The organism is Demequina sp. NBRC 110053, assembly GCF_002090095.1.
Taxonomy (GTDB): Bacteria; Actinomycetota; Actinomycetes; order Actinomycetales; family Demequinaceae; genus Demequina.
This window is the reverse complement of sequence record NZ_BBRJ01000002.1, coordinates 1,657,238-1,673,363: the sequence shown is the minus strand read 5'-3', so window position 1 is coordinate 1,673,363 and position 16,126 is coordinate 1,657,238. Positions and strand designations below refer to the sequence as shown.

The 16,126-nt window shown below is 67.9% G+C and carries 20 protein-coding genes; 9 read left to right on the top strand and 11 right to left on the bottom strand.

The annotated features are described in order from the left end of the window. Positions 1-19 precede the first annotated feature (19 nt). The 3 genes from B7K22_RS07895 (at position 20) to B7K22_RS07885 (ending at position 1,483) form a co-directional block, all read left to right on the top strand. Positions 20-556 carry a CGNR zinc finger domain-containing protein gene (locus B7K22_RS07895; RefSeq protein WP_084039385.1) on the top strand — a complete coding sequence of 179 codons (537 nt, stop codon included), beginning with the start codon at positions 20-22 and terminating at the stop codon, positions 554-556. Next, positions 553-888 carry a DUF952 domain-containing protein gene (locus B7K22_RS07890; protein WP_159448813.1) on the top strand — a complete coding sequence of 112 codons (336 nt, stop codon included), beginning with the start codon at positions 553-555 and terminating at the stop codon, positions 886-888. Before B7K22_RS07895 ends, B7K22_RS07890 begins: the two co-directional genes overlap by 4 nt. 376 nt (positions 889-1,264) lie before the next feature. After that, the gene (locus B7K22_RS07885) at positions 1,265-1,483 is read left to right on the top strand and encodes a hypothetical protein (RefSeq protein WP_084039383.1); all 219 of its coding nucleotides are present in this window, start codon (positions 1,265-1,267) and stop codon (positions 1,481-1,483) included. Between the two features lie 74 nt (positions 1,484-1,557). Here the strand turns inward: B7K22_RS07885 and B7K22_RS07880 are convergent, their stop codons facing one another. Both B7K22_RS07880 and B7K22_RS07875 read right to left on the bottom strand, forming a co-directional pair. After that, entirely contained in the window at positions 1,558-2,055 is a 498-nt protein-coding gene (locus tag B7K22_RS07880) for a hypothetical protein (protein WP_084039382.1), read from the bottom strand. A 101-nt stretch (positions 2,056-2,156) separates the two neighbouring features. Further along, positions 2,157-3,245 carry a magnesium and cobalt transport protein CorA gene (locus B7K22_RS07875; RefSeq protein WP_234983352.1) on the bottom strand — a complete coding sequence of 363 codons (1,089 nt, stop codon included), beginning with the start codon at positions 3,243-3,245 and terminating at the stop codon, positions 2,157-2,159. 103 nt (positions 3,246-3,348) lie between these two features. On the opposite strand from B7K22_RS07875, the gene B7K22_RS07870 reads away from it, so the two are divergent. Both B7K22_RS07870 and B7K22_RS07865 read left to right on the top strand, forming a co-directional pair. Beyond that, positions 3,349-3,777 (top strand): iron chaperone, encoded by a 429-nt coding sequence (locus B7K22_RS07870; protein ID WP_084039381.1) that lies wholly within the window; start codon positions 3,349-3,351, stop codon positions 3,775-3,777. A 100-nt stretch (positions 3,778-3,877) separates the two neighbouring features. Beyond that, a complete protein-coding gene (locus B7K22_RS07865) occupies positions 3,878-4,099 on the top strand; it encodes an SCO4848 family membrane protein (RefSeq protein WP_084039380.1) in 222 nt (73 codons plus the stop codon). A 12-nt stretch (positions 4,100-4,111) separates the two neighbouring features. Here the strand turns inward: B7K22_RS07865 and B7K22_RS07860 are convergent, their stop codons facing one another. Together B7K22_RS07860 and B7K22_RS07855 are read right to left on the bottom strand one after the other, a co-directional pair. Continuing rightward, complete coding sequence (locus tag B7K22_RS07860) at positions 4,112-4,498, bottom strand: DUF2510 domain-containing protein (RefSeq protein ID WP_084039883.1); 387 nt, start codon at positions 4,496-4,498, stop codon at positions 4,112-4,114. A gap of 44 nt (positions 4,499-4,542) precedes the next feature. Beyond that, positions 4,543-5,085 (bottom strand): hypothetical protein, encoded by a 543-nt coding sequence (locus B7K22_RS07855; protein ID WP_084039379.1) that lies wholly within the window; start codon positions 5,083-5,085, stop codon positions 4,543-4,545. Positions 5,086-5,163: 78 nt separating this feature from the next. Between B7K22_RS07855 and B7K22_RS07850 the strand changes: the two genes are divergently transcribed. Then, complete coding sequence (locus B7K22_RS07850) at positions 5,164-6,078, top strand: pseudouridine synthase (protein ID WP_084039378.1); 915 nt, start codon at positions 5,164-5,166, stop codon at positions 6,076-6,078. 98 nt (positions 6,079-6,176) lie between these two features. Here the strand turns inward: B7K22_RS07850 and B7K22_RS07845 are convergent, their stop codons facing one another. Continuing rightward, positions 6,177-6,530, bottom strand: coding sequence for a DUF1801 domain-containing protein (locus B7K22_RS07845; RefSeq protein WP_084039377.1), 354 nt, complete (start codon positions 6,528-6,530; stop codon positions 6,177-6,179). A 261-nt stretch (positions 6,531-6,791) separates the two neighbouring features. On the opposite strand from B7K22_RS07845, the gene B7K22_RS07840 reads away from it, so the two are divergent. After that, positions 6,792-7,643, top strand: a complete 852-nt coding sequence (locus tag B7K22_RS07840; protein ID WP_084039376.1) for a PHP domain-containing protein — start codon at positions 6,792-6,794, stop codon at positions 7,641-7,643. Positions 7,644-7,872: 229 nt separating this feature from the next. Here the strand turns inward: B7K22_RS07840 and B7K22_RS07835 are convergent, their stop codons facing one another. Both B7K22_RS07835 and B7K22_RS07830 read right to left on the bottom strand, forming a co-directional pair. Further along, a complete protein-coding gene (locus tag B7K22_RS07835) occupies positions 7,873-8,151 on the bottom strand; it encodes a hypothetical protein (RefSeq protein ID WP_144276298.1) in 279 nt (92 codons plus the stop codon). A 281-nt stretch (positions 8,152-8,432) separates the two neighbouring features. Continuing rightward, on the bottom strand, positions 8,433-9,416 hold the full coding sequence (locus B7K22_RS07830; protein ID WP_084039374.1) for a hypothetical protein: 984 nt from the start codon (positions 9,414-9,416) through the stop codon (positions 8,433-8,435). 90 nt (positions 9,417-9,506) lie between these two features. On the opposite strand from B7K22_RS07830, the gene B7K22_RS07825 reads away from it, so the two are divergent. After that, positions 9,507-10,097 (top strand): TetR/AcrR family transcriptional regulator, encoded by a 591-nt coding sequence (locus B7K22_RS07825; RefSeq protein ID WP_084039373.1) that lies wholly within the window; start codon positions 9,507-9,509, stop codon positions 10,095-10,097. Positions 10,098-10,156: 59 nt separating this feature from the next. On the opposite strand, the gene ychF is transcribed toward B7K22_RS07825, so the two are convergent. Further along, positions 10,157-11,242, bottom strand: a complete 1,086-nt coding sequence (ychF, locus tag B7K22_RS07820) for a redox-regulated ATPase YchF (RefSeq protein ID WP_084039372.1) — start codon at positions 11,240-11,242, stop codon at positions 10,157-10,159. A 222-nt stretch (positions 11,243-11,464) separates the two neighbouring features. On the opposite strand from ychF, the gene B7K22_RS07815 reads away from it, so the two are divergent. Further along, a complete protein-coding gene (locus tag B7K22_RS07815) occupies positions 11,465-11,671 on the top strand; it encodes a hypothetical protein (protein WP_084039371.1) in 207 nt (68 codons plus the stop codon). Positions 11,672-11,731: 60 nt separating this feature from the next. Here B7K22_RS07815 and B7K22_RS07810 read toward each other — a convergent pair whose 3' ends face one another. The 3 genes from B7K22_RS07810 to B7K22_RS07800 form a co-directional block, all read right to left on the bottom strand. Beyond that, entirely contained in the window at positions 11,732-13,522 is a 1,791-nt protein-coding gene (locus tag B7K22_RS07810) for an ABC transporter ATP-binding protein (RefSeq protein WP_084039370.1), read from the bottom strand. Positions 13,523-13,524: 2 nt separating this feature from the next. Further along, complete coding sequence (locus B7K22_RS07805) at positions 13,525-14,481, bottom strand: ABC transporter permease (RefSeq protein WP_200807412.1); 957 nt, start codon at positions 14,479-14,481, stop codon at positions 13,525-13,527. A 75-nt stretch (positions 14,482-14,556) separates the two neighbouring features. Then, entirely contained in the window at positions 14,557-16,074 is a 1,518-nt protein-coding gene (locus tag B7K22_RS07800) for an ABC transporter permease (protein ID WP_084039368.1), read from the bottom strand. Positions 16,075-16,126: the final 52 nt, after the last annotated feature.

The following is a 16,126-nucleotide window of genomic DNA, read 5'->3' as shown; positions in this document are numbered from 1 at the left end:
CGCTTGGTAAGGTGTCAAAATGGTCTTCACCCATGACACCGCCGAGGCGCTCGAGGCGGCTGCCTTTCTCGCCAACTCCGAGCTCGAGCCGGACACGCTCACCTCTCAGGAGGAGCTCGTGACGTTCTTCGACGAGTTCCACTACTCCGGCTCGCGCCCCTCCGGCAGCGACCTCGAACCGGTCCGAGCCATCCGCACCCGCCTGCGCGAGCTCTTCAAGTCGAGCCGAGATGGCGCCGTGCCACTCGTCAACGCGGTCCTGGCGGAGGAGCGCGCGCTGCCCCGACTGGTCCGCCATGACGGCCGCGACTGGCATATCCACGCGACCAGCGACCACCGTCCGCTCGCGGAGCGGATCCTGGTCGAGACGGCGATGGCGATGATCGACGTGATCCGCGCGGACGAGTTCCAGCGGTTCGGGCGCTGCGAGATGGATGACTGCGACGGCATCGTCCTCGACCTGTCGCGCAACCGCTCGCGCAAGTACTGCTCCGTGACGTGCACCAACCGTGCAGCCCAGGCCGCCTACCGCGCGCGACAGGCGGAGGCGTCGTGAGCGAGATCCTTCACGTCGCCTTCCGATCGATCTGGGATGATGCGCTCGCCGGTAGGCCGTACGAGGTGTCCGGTCGCGGCATGACTGTCGCGGACGAAGGCTTCGTCCACTGCGCGACCCGCGATCAGCTCCCGGGCGTTCTCGCGCGACACTACGACGATGTCGACCGGGCGGATCTGGCGGTCCTGGTGCTCGACACCGCGCTGATCGAGGCCGACGGCGCCGAGGTCAGGTTCGAGAACACCTCTGGCGGCTCCGAGCTGTTCCCCCACCTGTACGCGCAGCTGCGTCCCGAGTGGGTGACCGCCGTGGAGGACGCCCTCTCCTCCTGACCTGGCCGGCGCATCGGCGTTGCTCGTGCATGCGACCGCGATTGTCACAGTTCGGCAAAGTGGTCTTGCCCGATGGTGGCGCACGGCGTACGTTCGAGTCGTTTCGGCCACCCGCCGAACGTGCTGAAGAGATCGAGGAGGTGCACGACCATGATTTTTGCCGCAACTGACGCCGCGAAGCTCGGCCTGCGCCTGCCCATCGGCCGCGCCTGACACCAGATCCGCAGTCCTCGCGCCCTGTGAGCTGCGAGGTCCTGGCCCAGGCCTGACGCCTCCGCCGCGCGCCCCGCTGTCGCGCGATCTGCCGCTGACGCCACGCATCGCATGCGTGCCCGCGCATCGGCTCCTCTTTCGCACCACCTGTCAAGGAACTGTCATGCATGTCATCGATCCCGAGTCGATGCTCACCGTCCATCACGCCGAGCATCGGCAGCTCGTCACCAACGCGGGCGCGGCACGCCGTGCCCGGAGGCAGCAGCGCACCGTGCGGCGCGTCCGCGCGTTCTACGTCGTGCTGCTGCGACGCGCGTACGTCCACGCCCGGGCCGCCCAGGCCAGGGCTGAGGCGAACGCATCTCCCGCGGCCCTCTCGTGAGCCCGGGCCGCACGCGGCTCCGCCTGGAAGCACCCAGGCGGGGCCGCGTCGCCCACCGCGCGCCGGAGTGTCCGCTACCTATACCAAGCGAAGATCGGCGCGTACGTCCCTTGTGCGCTCTTGATGTTGAGCGTCAGGCGGAAGATGTCATGGCTCGAGTTGCTGGGCTTCGTGATGGTCTTGTTCACCGACCAGGTCTGACAGACAGCCTGCGAGGTGTAGGTGAAGCTCCGATAACCAGACGCCGCCCAGATGCTCGAGCGGCTGGTGTTCCGAATCCAAGGGTGCACATGGATGGACGAGTTCCTGGCGCCCGAGTAGCAGACCTTCACGCTCGATACACGCACACTGGTGGAAGTGTTTGATGAGAGGTTCGCAGTCGCAGTGATGGCGTACCGGTCGCCATAGTTGTCTGTGCCGGCATACGAGATGGTCGATGAGGTTCGCGACCCCAGCGACGCGGTCTTGTAGTTGGGAACGGCGTCAGCAGGTGACGCGGTGGCAAGAGAGAGTGCGACCAGGATGGCGACGATCAGTGCTGCCGCCTTCTGGCGGGTAGGGACGATGACCACGTTGGCTCCTTGAGTTGAGACGGCGCCATCGTCCCTGGAAATCTACCAGCGTCCTGCTCCATGCTTCAAGAGTCCGCAGATCGGCGCCGCTCGCCTGAGCGTCACATCCACTTCTTGGCCTTGAACACCAGGTACAGCCCCACGGAGAACCCGACCATCGTGAACACCGCGAGCGGGTATCCGAACGACCAGTGAAGCTCGGGCATCGCGTCGAAGTTCATGCCATAGATCGCGGCGATGAGCGTGGGCGCGAACAGGATCGCCGCCCACCCCGAGATCTTCTTCATGTCCTCGTTCTGACGCTGAGCGACCAGCGTGGCGTTGACGTTCAGGATCTGCGCGAGAGCCTCGCGGTACTCCGCCACCTGCGCGCTCACCCGGTCGAGGTGGTCGGCGACGTCCTGAAGGTAGGTCTGCAGCTCCTCCGGGACCTCGTGCTTGGCGAAGCCGTCGCGCAGGTCGGCCACGATCTGCACGAGCCAGCCGGCCGCGTGCTGCAGGTCGATGACCTCCTGGCTGAGGCGGTAGATGCGCTCGGCGACGGCCGGATCCGCACTGAAGACCTGCTTCTCGATCTGATTCTTGTCGATCCCCACCTCACGCAGCACCGGCGGATAGCCGTCGACGATGCGGTCGAGCAGGCGATACGCGACCGCCTCGGGACCCAGGCGCAGCAGGTGATCGCTCAGCAGGTCCGAGACGGCGCGCTCCCCCGCCCCGCTGTCGGGATCCACCAGCTCCGATGCCGGCGTGCCGTCGAACCACAGCTCGTCCTGGCACAGGATCGCCACGGCGCCGGGGCGCACGAGCACGTGGAATTCGGCGAAGTGCACGTCCTCGCGCTCATCGTCGTAATGCGCCGAGCGGACCACGAGGAACAGCACGTCGCCATAGCGTTCGAGCTTGGGCCGCTGACCCGCGTGATCGAGGTCCTCGACCAGCACCGGGTGGAGGTCCCAGTCGTCGGCGATCTCGCGGACAGCCTCCGCTGTGGCACGCGGGTAGAGCAGCAACGCCATGCGCGTCGGTTCGCCTGCGATGAGCTCGAGCGCTTGGCGCGGCGACGTCCCCAGGGGTGCGCAGTCAGGGTCCCCGTCGTCCACCACGCGCACCAGGCACGCGGCCCCGTCGCCCGTTGCCGCAGCCTGGGACACCTCGCCGTGCCGCGATCGTCCTCGTCCGATGGCCACGCAGGGCTCCCTTCACTTGGCTTCAGAGTATTCACACCAACGCGACGTGCCCGGAAGCCATGCCCGCGCTAGCGTGGCGGTAGGCGAGCGAGGAGATGCGCGCATGAGCGGCAGCGGTTGGTCGGAAGCCGAGAAGGCAGCCATGAAGGAGCGCGCTGAGGAGCTGCGCGCGGAGAGGGGCGGCAAGAAGCGGGCCGATGCGCTGGCCGACCTCATGGCCAAGGTCGCTGAGATGCCGGACGACGAGCGCGTCATGGCAGAGCGTCTCCACACCCTGGTGATGGAGGCGGCGCCGCAGCTCGAGCCCCGCACGTGGTACGGGATGCCGGCGTGGGCGAAGGACGGCAAGGTGCTGTGCTTCTTCCAGCCGGCAACCAAGTTCGAGTCGCGCTACTCGACGTTCGGGTTCCAGGACACCGCGGCGCTGGACGATGGCGCGATGTGGCCGGCGTCGTTCGCGCTCGTCTCGCTCGGCTCGGCCGAGGAGAAGGAGATCACCGCGCTGGTCAGGCGCGCTGTGGGCGACTCGTGACGACAGGAACCGAGCGGTTCCACAGCCACGGCCCCTTCGACAACCGGATCGAGTACCGGCAGGTGTGAGCGTGTCGGACGCCGCGCACTAGCCTGACGGGATGGTCCTCGCCCTCAGCATCGTGCTCCTCGTGAACGCCCTCTTCGCCGCAGTGGTATGGCCGCAGTTCATGAAGCGCATCGCGGCCGACGAGCGGTCCACGGACAACTCAGGCGCCCGCACGCGGTTCTACCGCGTCCACGTCGTGCTGATCGTCACCGCACTGGTGCTGGCCGCGGCGTCGCTCGTGGCGGGAGTGGCTGGCCTGGTATCGCTCGCCTAGGAGCGGCGCGGCTCAGGTGAGCCGCTCGAACACCATCGTCGCCTGGATCCGGTCGCCGCCGCCAAACCCCTGCGAGCCGCCCGACGCCGTGGTGATGGTGTGGAGGCGATACCCGAGCGCCGCTTGACGGTTGATGACGGACTCGAGCTCGGTGAGGTTGTTCGACCCTGAGCCCATGAACTTCTCCTTGAGCACCACCTGCAGCACCACGTAGGCCGCGCCCGCGGCGCCCGGGCGTGGTTGAGCCCCTGCTGCCGCATCGGCCTGCGCCCTGCTCACCATGCCCGAGATCCCGCCACCGACAGGCTGCTTGTCGCGAAAGCTCTCGGTCCACGCCTGGCCGTCCCACCACCGCTCCTTGCCGGATCCGTCGTCGTACCAGCCTGCCTCAGCGGCCATGTCGCCCCCTCGCATGTGTCACCGGACCGTCCGGCTGGCTCATGCTACAGAGACGGTCGCGCCGCGGCGAGGAACCGGGCGACGTCGCGCCGGCTGCGCAGGCGGTGAAACTTGAGGTGCGCCCAGCGGGGGTCGTCGATCGCTGCGGCGTAGCGTTGGCGCGTGCGGCGGTGACTCGTCCACACCCACCAGATGATCGACTCGTCCCCGCGCCAGAACGCCAGCCCGCTCCAGTGCTCGCGGTTGCCGTTCCACAGCTCCTCGCGGGTCGCCGCCCGCCGGACGGTCCGCGTCACGCCCCGCCACAGCGCCCGGTGCCGTGGCACGTCGAGCCACACCACCGCATCGGCCCTCTCCCACACCACGGGGCCGATCTTGCTGTGGTAGTTGCCGTCGATCACCCACGAGTCGGCGGCGGCCACGGCCCGCACGCGCTCGGCGAGCAGCTCGTCGTCCGTCGGGGTCCAGTCCGCTCCCCAATGCAGCGCGTCCATCTCCGTGTGAGGAATCCCCAGCGCCTCGGCGAGCTGGCGCGCCACCGTCGTCTTGCCCGACCCCGACGAGCCGACCACCGAGACGCGCTTCATGGCGCTCACGGTAGTCGGTGCAGCGCCAGTCCGTACGATGCTTGCCGTGCCCACTTCCGCCTTCCACGCGTCGATCTGATGCCACCGCGCTCGCCGCTCCCCCAGCGCCATGGCCTCGACGCGGCGTGGGTTCGCACGCCTGGCCCCGGGGACGGCGCCGCGATCTCGTGGGCCACGATGCGCGACTTCCTCGTCGTGCGGCTGCCCGCGCATGCCGAGGTGGAGAGGCGCCTGTCCGCAGGCGAGTTCGTCGACAGCAGCGGCCACCCGTGGAGCGGCGACGAGGCCTACCGCCCGCACGTGTTCGTGTGGTTCCACCGTCCTCTCGCTCCCGAGACACCCGTGCCGTTCGAGGTGGACGTGCTCGCGCAGCACGACCGGTACGTCGTGGTTGACAAGCCACCCTTCCTCGCCACCACGCCGCGCGGCGCCCACGCGCGCGAGACCGCGCTCGTCAGGCTGCGCGTGGCGCTCGACCTGCCCGAGCTGGCACCCGCGCATCGGCTCGACCGGCTCACGGCAGGAGTGCTGCTGTTCACGACCCGGCGCGAGCACCGTGGCGCCTACGCAGGAGTGTTCCAGGGACGCCGCGCGACGAAGACCTACGAGGCGATCGCGCCGGTCGACCCGACCCTGGAGTTCCCGCGCACGCTCGTCGGCCGCATCGAGAAGCGCCGCGGTGAGCTGCAGGCGCGGATCGTGCCCGGGGAGCCGAACGCCTCGACCGACGTCGACGTCCTCGAGGTGCGCGGAGCGTGGGCGCGCTATCGCCTGACTCCGCTGACGGGCAAGACGCACCAGCTGCGCGTGCAGATGGCGACCCTCGGGCTGCCGATCGCGGGCGATCCGCTCTATCCCGACGTCGTCGACGTGCCGGCCGACGACTTCTCGCGCCCCCTGCAACTGATCGCTCGACGGCTGGCGTTCACGGATCCAGTGGACGGCACGCCTGTGGCCTTCGAGAGCCGGCGCGCGCTCGAGTGGCCCGGCTGACGTCTGGACGTCTCTCGAGCGCAAGGCGTCCCCGGCCCTCCCGGTGCGCACGCTCTGGCGAGCGTGGTTCGCACCGGGAGGGTCGCGTCAGCGGTCTGTCAGCGAGTGGCTGCTCGGACGATGTCGCCGATGCGCGTGGCGGCCGCATCGTCCACGGCATCGAAGTACCACGCGGCCGGCATCAGCGAGCCATCGGCGCCTCCTGCGGGCTGCAACGCCACCTTCTCGGTGAGCGCGAGGTTGACGCGCTCGTCGTTACGCAAGGTGACGAGTGCAGGGGTGCTGGCGGAGGCGGCGTAGGCGGGCATCCCGTACCAGATGCGTGGCTTGAGCGACGGTGCCGCCTTGAGGATGAGGCCGTGCACCTGCCGCACGAGCGATCGCTGCGGCTCGTCCATGGAGTCGATCTTGTCGAGCACCTGGGCGAGGTTCTTCTCGTCCTTGGAGGGCATGTCATGTCCTTTCGTCAGCCGATGACGAGCATCGGCGGCATGAAGTCGGCGCATCGATGCGCCACACCCCATCCGGACGTGTCCTGACCTGCTCGGGCCTCTCCGCGATGATTCACGTGATCTGCACGTGGAAGTGCCGGCGGCGGCGTGAGCCACCGCCTTCAGGGTAGCGAACATGAGCTGGTCGCTCCCGGGCTGCTGCCATCTCTGGGAAGGGGCGGGTCGCTCACGGCCCGCGCGAAGGCGCGTAGGTTGTGCGGTATGACTCTGCCGGCAGATTCACACGTGCACAGCGAGTGGTCGTGGGATGCCGGCTCTGACCCGACCTCGGCTGGGTCGATGGATCGGATCTGTGCGCGGGCGGTCCAGATTGGGCTTCCGGCCGTCGTCTTCACCGAGCACCTGGATTTCGAGGATTCGTGGAGAGTCGAGACCGGGGACATCGGCGAGCACGGGCAGAAGTACGTCGATGACGACGGGTTTGTTCGTCTGCCTCCATTCGACGTCGACGGCTACCTGGCTGCCATCGATCGGTGCCGCCACAGGCATCCTGACCTTCGGATCCTCACAGGCGTGGAGTTCGGCCAACCACATCTGAGGGACGCTCGGGCCGACTCGTTGCTGCGCAGCGGGCTGATCGATCGCGTCAACGGCTCTCTTCACATGCTCCCGATCTCCGACGGCGACCTGACCGAACCGACGACGCTGTACCATCACAGGCCGGCCGACGAGGTGATGTGGGCATATCTCGAAGAGATTCCGAGAATGGTGAACGGATCGGATTCCTTCTCGGTCTTCACGCACATCGACTACGCGGTCCGGTCCTGGCCGGTGCAGTCAGCAGGACCGTTCGATCCTCGTCGGTTCGAAGAGGGATTCCGCGAAGGGATGCGGGCCATCGCGGGCTCGGGCAGGGCGCTCGAGATGAACACACGCCGCCTCTGGTCCTGGGTGCCTGAGTGGTGGGCGCAAGAGGGAGGCCGAACCGTCACGTTCGGGAGTGACGCCCACGAGGCCGCATCACTGGCGGCGAACTTTCCGGAGGCCGTGGCGATGGTGGAATCGCTCGGCTACCGTCCGGGGCGCAACCCTGAGGACTTCTGGTCGCGGTGACTGCGACACTCGGCAGACTGTCGGAGGTCGACGAACATCCGTGTGCCGGGCGGACTCCACCAGGTCGCCTACACATTGGAGCGGAATTCCACCGCGTTCCGTAGCCGAATAACGTCTGGACTGCGCGAACTCGCCCGATCGAACGCGGCGCGATTCCCACGACGTCCTCCTAGATCGCGTAGCGCTCAAGCCCGACCTCGCCGTGCGACCGGAGGGCATCCGCAAGGGCCTAGACAGCCACCGCCATACGTGCGATCCGGATCAGGCGCTCGTAATAGGGGCGCGCATTCTCGGGAAACGCGTCGAGCGAGCGCCCCAGCTCGTCGCCCGCGTGACGTAGACCAGCACGGTCAGACTCGGTTAGTGAGCCGGCCCTCGAGGCCCAACCGAAGATATCTGCGTCGATCATCACTGCATCCACTTCGCCGTAGTCCCTGCCCTTGACCACAGAGTCCGGGAACGGCTCCCTCAAATGGCGGCGCAGCTCGTCTGCAAGGGTTGTCGGCACCCTCGAAGCATAGGTCACGACCAAGTGCGCGCATGGGCGGCACAGCGACTGCCATCGCTCGACCTGCCACGCTGCGCACCGGCAGGATTCAGCGTGTCACCCGCGATCGAGGGAGAGCAGCAACCTACTCACCACGTCCGTTCCAAGGTTGAACGGGACCTACACGTTGAAACTGAACTCGACCGCGTTCCGCAGCCGAACAACACCCACGCGCGAGAGGTCTCGGAACTCGACGAGGCCATCCCGGCGTGCGCCAGAAGGGCCTCGTCTCAAGGGTGCAGCTATGCGACGGCCGGCTGCGCCACACGGCGCGGACGGAGTCCGGAGACCACCAGCAACGTCGCGCCCAAGGCGAGCCAGCACAGCAGCACAGCGACTGGCTGGCCGATCGCCGCGCCGTCGAAGAACGCGACGTTGCGCAGCAGAGTTCCTGTGGCGCCCGGCGGCAGGAACTGACCGATCGCGCCCCACGGCGTGGGCAGCATCTCGGGACCGGTCGCGATTCCGGAAAGCGGGTTGCCGAGGAAGACCACCGCCAACGCGGCGATGACGATGCCCGGCCTGCCGAGCAGACTCTCAAGCCCCAGCACTGTGGCGCTGGTTGCCACGATCCCGAGCATCGCGGCAGCTGCGGTCGCCCAGAAGCTTCCGGTGAACGTGCCGAACCAGAACTGGAGGATAGCCGTCATCGCCAGACCTGCGATCACGGCGAAGGCGCTGACGGCCGCGAGGCGCCGGCCCGTGCCCTGCACGAGCAGCGTCGTCGCGACACCGGCGATGAAGCCGCCGAGCGCGATGGGGAGCGCGCCCGCAGACAGACCGACCGCATTGGGGTCATCCTCCGAAGTTGGCACGATGTCGTTGACGACGACGTCGGCGCCGAGCTGTGCGCCTGCGTCTTGACCCACTGCCGTGACGAGCTGTGCGATCGCCGGGCTCGCGGCGCTGGCGATGTCGACGGTCAGGCCGTCCGGACCGACGACGAACGCGCCATAGATGTCTCGGTCGAGGATCATGGCCGTGGCCGCGGCCTCGTCGGGCGCGACGGTGACGTCGAAAGCGCCGGGCTGGGCGTCGTCGAGCGCGTCCGTGATCTGGTCTACGACGACTTCGGGCGCGGCGATGGCAATGGGCACGTCACTCGGGCCTGAAGTGACCGCCGGAAGGCCAAAGGCGATGAGCATGGTGCTGAGCAGAGCCGAGAGGCCGATGGCGAGGCCGATCACCGGCTTCCAACTCTGCTGGGCGGGGGCGGGCTGGGTCATCGGGACGTCCTCCAGTGCGGGCGTGGATACGATACGTACCGTATCTTACGATGAAGATAGGGTGACGTCGACCGCGATTAGGGAGGCACGATGGCTGCAGAGGCGACGCGCCGACGTCGCGCAGGAGAGCTGCTCGACGCCATTCGCGAAGCCGTGCGCGCCGAGCTCGCCGATTCCGGCTACCGGGGCGTGACATTCGAGGGCGTCGCACGTCGCGCGGGAACGTCGAAGCCGGTGCTCTACCGGCGGTTCGACAACCGAGCGGACATGGTCATCGACGCACTCGTAACCTCAAGGCTCAGCACCCCACCAGCAGTCTTCTCGGGCCCACTTCGCGACGACCTCCTGGGACTTGCGCGCGGCATCATGGACCGCATGGGGCCTGGTGGAGTCGAGACGTTCAGGGGCATCATCGGCGAAGTGGACGATGCGACTGTCGCCCGGGTGTCCGGACTGGTGATGCCGCAGGTCGAGGCATGGCTGTCCGAGATCTTCGAGCGCTCCCGCGAGGCCGGCGAACTGGGACCAGAGCCCGTACCAGCCGCGGCGGTGGAGGCCATCGTTGCGCTGGTCCGCCACCAGATGGTCTTCGTGCCGGGCACGGAGCGCGCCTCAGGCCTCGAACGCGTCGTGGACGAGGCGATGATTCCGCTGCTGCAGGCGACAACCAACATGCGCTAGGCGCTCTTCGTCGAGGGGCTGGCCGGCACCCAGCACCCGGAACTGCCGCTCGGGCGCGGCTACACGTTGAAGCGGAACTCCACCACGTCGCCGTCGTGCATGACGTAGTCCTTGCCCTCCATGCGCACCTTGCCGGCGGCCTTCGCATCGGCCATCGAGCCGTGCTCCATGAGGTGGTCGAAGGACACGACCTCTGCCTTGATGAAGCCCTTCTCGAAGTCGGTGTGAATGACTCCAGCGGCCTGCGGGGCGGTGGCGCCCTTGCGGATGGTCCACGCGCGGGACTCCTTGGGGCCGGCGGTGAGGTACGTCTGCAGCCCGAGGGTGTCGAAGCCGATGTGCGCCAGCTGGGACAGCCCCGACTCGGTCTGGCCCGTCGACTCGAGCATCTCGCGGGCCTCATCCTCGTCGAGCTCGATGAGCTCGGACTCGAACTTGGCGTCCAGGAAGATGGCCTTCGCGGGGGCGACGAGCGCCTCGAGCCGCGCCTTCTTGTCCTCGTCGAGCAGGCCCGCGTCGTCGGTGTTGAAGACGTAGATGAAGGGCTTGGTGGTGAGGAGGTTGAGCTCGCGCAGTTCAGCGGTGCCGAGCCCGGCGGCAGCCGCGCCCGCGTAGAGCGTCTGGCCGGCCTCGAGGATCTCCTTGGCCTGGTTCACGGCGGCGAGGAAGTCGGGCGAGGCCTTCTTGGCCTTGACCTCCTTGTCGAGCCGCGGCAGCACCTTTTCGATGGTCTGCAGGTCCGCGAGGATGAGCTCGGTCGAGATGGTCTCGAGGTCGCCCGCCTCGTCCGTCGAGCCCTCGACGCGGGTGACGTCCGCGTCGTCGAAGGCGCGCGTCACCTGGCAGATCGCGTCCGCCTCGCGGATGTTCGCAAGGAACGCGTTGCCCAGGCCCTCGCCCTCGGACGCGCCCTTGACGATGCCCGCGATGTCGACGAACGACACCGTCGCTGGCACCTCGCGCTCGGACTTGAAGACCTCGGCGAGACGGCCGAGCCTCGAGTCGGGCAACGGGACCACGCCCACGTTGGGCTCGATGGTCGCGAACGGGTAGTTCGCAGCGAGCACCTCGGCGCGCGTGAGAGCATTGAACAGGGTGGACTTGCCCACGTTGGGCAGGCCGACGATTCCGATAGTGAGTGCCACGGGCGACAAGTGTAGTTGGAGCGCCACCCGGCCCGCGCATCGGCCTATCCCGTACCACCCCACACACGGGTGGTGACCGTGAGTCAGGTGTGACGGGTGATCATGCACGTGAGCCGCTCCCGTCCCACGCGCAACAGCCGTGTGTTGGGAGGTGCACGGGTGCGGCGCGCCGATGCGGTGGTCACCGTGGCGGGCGGGCTCGGCTGAGCGTAGAGTCGCCGCATGACGGAACTCGGATCGATCTTCAACCCCGGCGAGGCCGAGATGGCCAAGGAGCTGAACTCGGAGAAGATCCTGCCGGCGCCGTCGCCCGTTGCGGGCGACCGTCCGCTCGAGACGGAGGACGGCTACGAGGTGATCATCCCTCCGCTTGCGGCCGCCGCGGTGCTGCCCGACCCTCCCCGCGTCAAGCGACCCGAGCAGGAGTAGCCAGCCCGCGCATCGGCGCTGCTCAGTGGCGCGGCGCCGCAGTGGCACGGCGCCGCTGCGCTAGTGACCTCCGGCCAAACCACCCAGACCACTGGAGTTGAACGGCTGGTTGGGACCGTTGCCGCGCGCCGAGTCGTCGTGCTCGATGTGCAGCCCGTGGTCCTCCTCGCCGATCTCCTTCATGAACGCGTAGCGCTGCTCGCGCCGGGCGCGCTGCTCCGCTGGGTCCGGCACCGGCGCGGCCATGAGCAGGCGCTTGGTGTACTCCTCCTGCGGGTCGGCGAGGACCTTGTGGCGGGCGCCCTGCTCGACGACCTTGCCGTCCTTAAGCACCACCACGTGGTCCGCGAGCATGTCGATCACCGCGAGGTCATGGCTGACGAACAGGCAGCCGAAGTTGTACTGCTCCTGCAGGTGCGTGAACATCTTGAGCACGGAGGCCTGCACCGAGACGTCGAGCGCAGAGGTGGGCTCGTCGGCCACCAGGAACTCCGGGTCGAGGCTCAGCGCGCGCGCGATGGACACGCGCTGGCGCTGACCGCCCGACAGCTCGTGCGGGTAGCGGTTCGCGACCGAGCGGGGCAGCTCGACCGCATCGAGAAGCTCCGCGACCTTCTCCCGGCGGGACTTGGAGTCGCCGATGCTGTGGACGTCCATCGGCTCCGCGATGCAGTCGCCCACCGGCAGGCGCGGGTTCAGCGAGCTCGCCGGGTCCTGGAACACCACGCCGATGCGCCGGCGCAGCTCCTTGAGGGGCTTGCGGCTCATCTGGGTGATGTCCTCGCCCAGGATCGCGACCTCGCCGGAGGCCGCCGGGATCAGACCCAGGGCGCAGCGCGCGATCGTGGACTTGCCGGAGCCCGACTCGCCCACCAGTCCGACGATCTCGCCTCGCTTGACGCTGAGCGAGACGCCGTCGACGGCGCGGAAGGGCTCCTTGCCCTGGCGGTGGTACTCGACCACCAGGTCGTGGACCTCCAGAGCCTTGGGGCCCTCCTCCTGGACCACCGGAGCCGTCTCGCCCCGCGAGCCCAGCTTGGGCACCGCCTCGAGCAGACGCTTGGTGTACTCGTGCTGGGGGCGCGTGAGCACCTCCTGCGCGCTGCCCTGCTCGACCAGGTCCCCCTTGTACATGACGGCGACGCGGTCGGCCATGTCCGCCACCACGCCCATGGAGTGGGTGATGAGCAGAATGCCCGTGTTGAGCTCGTCCTTGAGGGAGCGCAGCAGGTCGAGGATCTCGGCCTGCACGGTCACGTCGAGAGCCGTCGTGGGCTCGTCGGCGATGATCACCGTCGGATCGCAGGACAGCGCCATCGCGATCACGATGCGCTGACGCTGGCCGCCCGAGAACTCGTGCGGGTACTGCTTGATGCGGCGCTCGGGGTCGGGGATGCCCACCATGGTGAGCAGCTCGACCGCTCGCGCCTCGGCGTCCTTGCCGTACGCCTTGCCGTGCAGCTCGAGCGCCTCGATCATCTGCGTGCGCACCGTGAGCACCGGGTTGAGCGCCGTCATGGGCTCCTGGAAGACCATCGCGACGTCGTCGCCGCGCATCTTGCGCAGGCTGCGGTCCGACATCGAGTCGACGGACTTGCCGGCGACGCTGATCGCGCCATTGACGGTCGCGTTGCGCGGCAGCAGTCCCAATGCCGAGGTCGACGTCACGGACTTGCCCGAGCCCGACTCGCCCACGAGGGCGAGCACCTCGCCGGGATTCACCTCGAGGGTGATGCCCTTGACCGCGTGGACTCGGCCGAACTCAGTGTTGAACTTGATCTCGAGGTCGGTGAAGGACAGCACCGCGCCACCCTGGACGGGCTGGGCGGGGGTCTCGTCGATGATGGTCATGATCAACCGTCCTTGCCCTGGCGCGGGTCGAACGCGTCGCGCAGCCCGTCACCGATGAAGTTCACGCTGAGCGCGATCGCGAGAATGAAGAGACCCGGGAACCAGAACAGCCAGGGGCGCGAGGTGAACGCGGTCTGGTAGTCGCTGATCAGTGACCCCAGGGAGATGTCCGGCGGCTGGACGCCGAACCCCAGGAACGACAGCGAGGTCTCGAGCAGGATCGCCGATGCGATGGCGAAGGTCGTCGCCACGATGATCACGCCGATGGTGTTGGGCAGGATGTGGCGCATGATGATGCGCCAGCTGCCCGTGCCGATGGCTTGGGCGGCTGAGACGAACTCGCGTTCGCGCAGCGACAGCACCTCGCCGCGCACGAGGCGCGCGAGGCCGGTCCAGGTGACGAAGGCGAGTGCGACAGCGAGGGCGAAGATGCCCGCGCCGCCCGCGATCTGGCCCAGCACCGCGGCGAAGACCAGGAGCGGGATGATGATGAACAGGTCCGTCACGCGCATCAGGAGGCTCTCGGTCCAGCCGCGGTAGTAGCCCGCGATCGCGCCGATGAGAGTGCCGATGATGGTGGACAGGATGCCCACCGTGAACGCGATGACCAGCGAGATCTGCGTCCCGCGCATCACCATCGCGAAGTAGTCGCGGCCCGTGGTGTCCTGGCCGAACGGGTGCTCGCCCAGGTAAAACCAGCCCATCGTCGGCCTGCCGCCGTTGATGACGCTGCCGGTCGTCGTGAAGTCCTTGTCCCACCACCCGGGCAGGGGGCCGATGCCGATCGACGTGAACGCCAGCAGGGTGATCAGGATGAGCACGGCGAGCCCGGCCAGCGCGCCCTTGTGGCGGAAGAAGCGCCGGCGGACCAGCTGGCCCTGGCTGTAGGACTTGTCGGCGAACTTGGGCTCGTCGATCTCGACGCCTGCATGAGGCAGCGGCTCGGGTGAGCCCTGCATGGCGGAGTCGCGCCGTTCCTCGCTCATGAGTGGCTCCGTTCCTGCGCGGTGGTGAAGGCAGCGATGGTCATGGCACTACCTCCTGATCCGCGGGTCGAGGGACGCGTACGCGAGGTCAGCGACCAGGTTCATGACCACCGCCGCCGTGCCTGTGACGAGGAAGAACGCCATCACCGGGTTGGGGTCGACGTGGTCGAGACCCTCGCGGAACATCGCTCCCATGCCGTTCCAGCCAAACACCGTCTCGGTGATGACCGCACCGCCGATCAGGGCGGCGAAGTCCAGCGCGATGATGGTCGTGATGGGGATCAGCGCGTTGCGGAAGGCGTGCTTGGTGATCACCGTGCGCTCGGACAGGCCCTTCGAGCGAGCGGTGCGCACGTAGTCCTGGTTCATGGTCTCGAGCATCGACGAGCGCGTGTAGCGCGAGTACGTCGCCACCGAGATCAGGGTCAGCAGGATCGTGGGCAGGATCAGCTGCGTGCCCCAGTCGAGCGTCGTCTCCCAGAAGTCACCCTGGAAGTTGGGGGTGGAGGCGCCGATCGTGGAGATCGGCCTGGGCTTGAGCTCGAGGAACCCGTGCCACGCATACACGAGGTGATCGGCGAACGTCATGCCCGCCATGAACACTGCCGTGATGGCCGACATGGCCATCGCCTGGCCCCGCGAGTAGCCGCCCCAGAAGTAGCCGACCACGAGGCCGACCACGACGGCGGACACCAGCAGCCCCAGCAGCAGCCACCAGTTGGGCTCCTCCAGCAGCGGGGCGAGGGCGAAGTACAGGACCGACCCCACGCCCACGGTGGTGAGAGTCGCGTAGAGCACGCGCCGCTTGCCCAGGCCGGCGAAGAGCGCGACCAGGCCCACGGCGAAGGCGAGCGACACCAGGATCACGATGACTGGCCCGAGCGCAGGGCTGCGCCACCAGCCGACGTACGTGAAGTACAGCAGCGCGATGACGGAGAAGGCGCCGGTGGCGCCCGCCGTGAACAGGCGGCGCCGCATCGAGCCGCCCATCACCGCTTGCAAGATGAATGCCAGCACCGCTCCGACGATGAACGCCTGCAGCACGGATATCTGTGGATCCGCTATCCAGTCGTTGAAGCGGATGGCGCCGTACTCCTTGAGGAGCACCGCCGCCCAGAACACGGGCAGCGAGAAGAACAGGAACGTCAGGAAGGTGACCGCGTAGTCGAAGCCGGAGTACTGGCGGATCGCGGTGAGGATTCCGACGATGATGCCGATGATGATGGCGGCGAAGGTCGCGATCGTCACCAGGCGCAGCGTGGCCGTCGCGGCCTGCTCGAGCATGGACAGGACGTCCGTGCCGGTCTGGTCGGTGCCCAGGTCGCAGTTGCCCGTGAAGCACCCCGCGACTCCGGTCAGCCAGTCCCAGTAACGCTGGTACCAGGGAAGGTCGAGTCCCATGGTGTCGATGCGCCCCTGGATCAGCACGTCGCGATTGCTCGCGGTCGACTGGCGCAGATCCTCGAGCGGGTCGCCCGAGTTGATCACCATGATGTAGAGCAGGAACGAACCGACGAACAGAACTCCGAAGGAGATCGCCAGTCGCCTGAGGATGTAGCGGGTCATGTAGAGGCTTCCTCGTGAACAGTGAGCTGTCCGCTCGCCACGCCGCTCCATT

Coding starts and splice junctions, on each gene's coding strand:
- B7K22_RS07855 (WP_084039379.1), bottom strand. CDS start 5,085: ATGAAGCGCGTCTCGGTGGTCGGCTCGTCGGGGTCGGGCAAGACGACG.
- B7K22_RS07870 (WP_084039381.1), top strand. CDS start 3,349: ATGAGCGGCAGCGGTTGGTCGGAAGCCGAGAAGGCAGCCATGAAGGAG.
- B7K22_RS07825 (WP_084039373.1), top strand. CDS start 9,507: ATGGCTGCAGAGGCGACGCGCCGACGTCGCGCAGGAGAGCTGCTCGAC.
- B7K22_RS07810 (WP_084039370.1), bottom strand. CDS start 13,522: ATGACCATCATCGACGAGACCCCCGCCCAGCCCGTCCAGGGTGGCGCG.
- B7K22_RS07865 (WP_084039380.1), top strand. CDS start 3,878: ATGGTCCTCGCCCTCAGCATCGTGCTCCTCGTGAACGCCCTCTTCGCC.
- B7K22_RS07805 (WP_200807412.1), bottom strand. CDS start 14,481: ATGCAGGGCTCACCCGAGCCGCTGCCTCATGCAGGCGTCGAGATCGAC.
- B7K22_RS07800 (WP_084039368.1), bottom strand. CDS start 16,074: ATGACCCGCTACATCCTCAGGCGACTGGCGATCTCCTTCGGAGTTCTG.
- B7K22_RS07830 (WP_084039374.1), bottom strand. CDS start 9,416: ATGACCCAGCCCGCCCCCGCCCAGCAGAGTTGGAAGCCGGTGATCGGC.
- B7K22_RS07850 (WP_084039378.1), top strand. CDS start 5,164: ATGCCACCGCGCTCGCCGCTCCCCCAGCGCCATGGCCTCGACGCGGCG.
- B7K22_RS07895 (WP_084039385.1), top strand. CDS start 20: ATGGTCTTCACCCATGACACCGCCGAGGCGCTCGAGGCGGCTGCCTTT.
- B7K22_RS07845 (WP_084039377.1), bottom strand. CDS start 6,530: ATGCCCTCCAAGGACGAGAAGAACCTCGCCCAGGTGCTCGACAAGATC.
- B7K22_RS07860 (WP_084039883.1), bottom strand. CDS start 4,498: ATGGCCGCTGAGGCAGGCTGGTACGACGACGGATCCGGCAAGGAGCGG.
- B7K22_RS07885 (WP_084039383.1), top strand. CDS start 1,265: ATGCATGTCATCGATCCCGAGTCGATGCTCACCGTCCATCACGCCGAG.
- B7K22_RS07815 (WP_084039371.1), top strand. CDS start 11,465: ATGACGGAACTCGGATCGATCTTCAACCCCGGCGAGGCCGAGATGGCC.
- B7K22_RS07840 (WP_084039376.1), top strand. CDS start 6,792: ATGACTCTGCCGGCAGATTCACACGTGCACAGCGAGTGGTCGTGGGAT.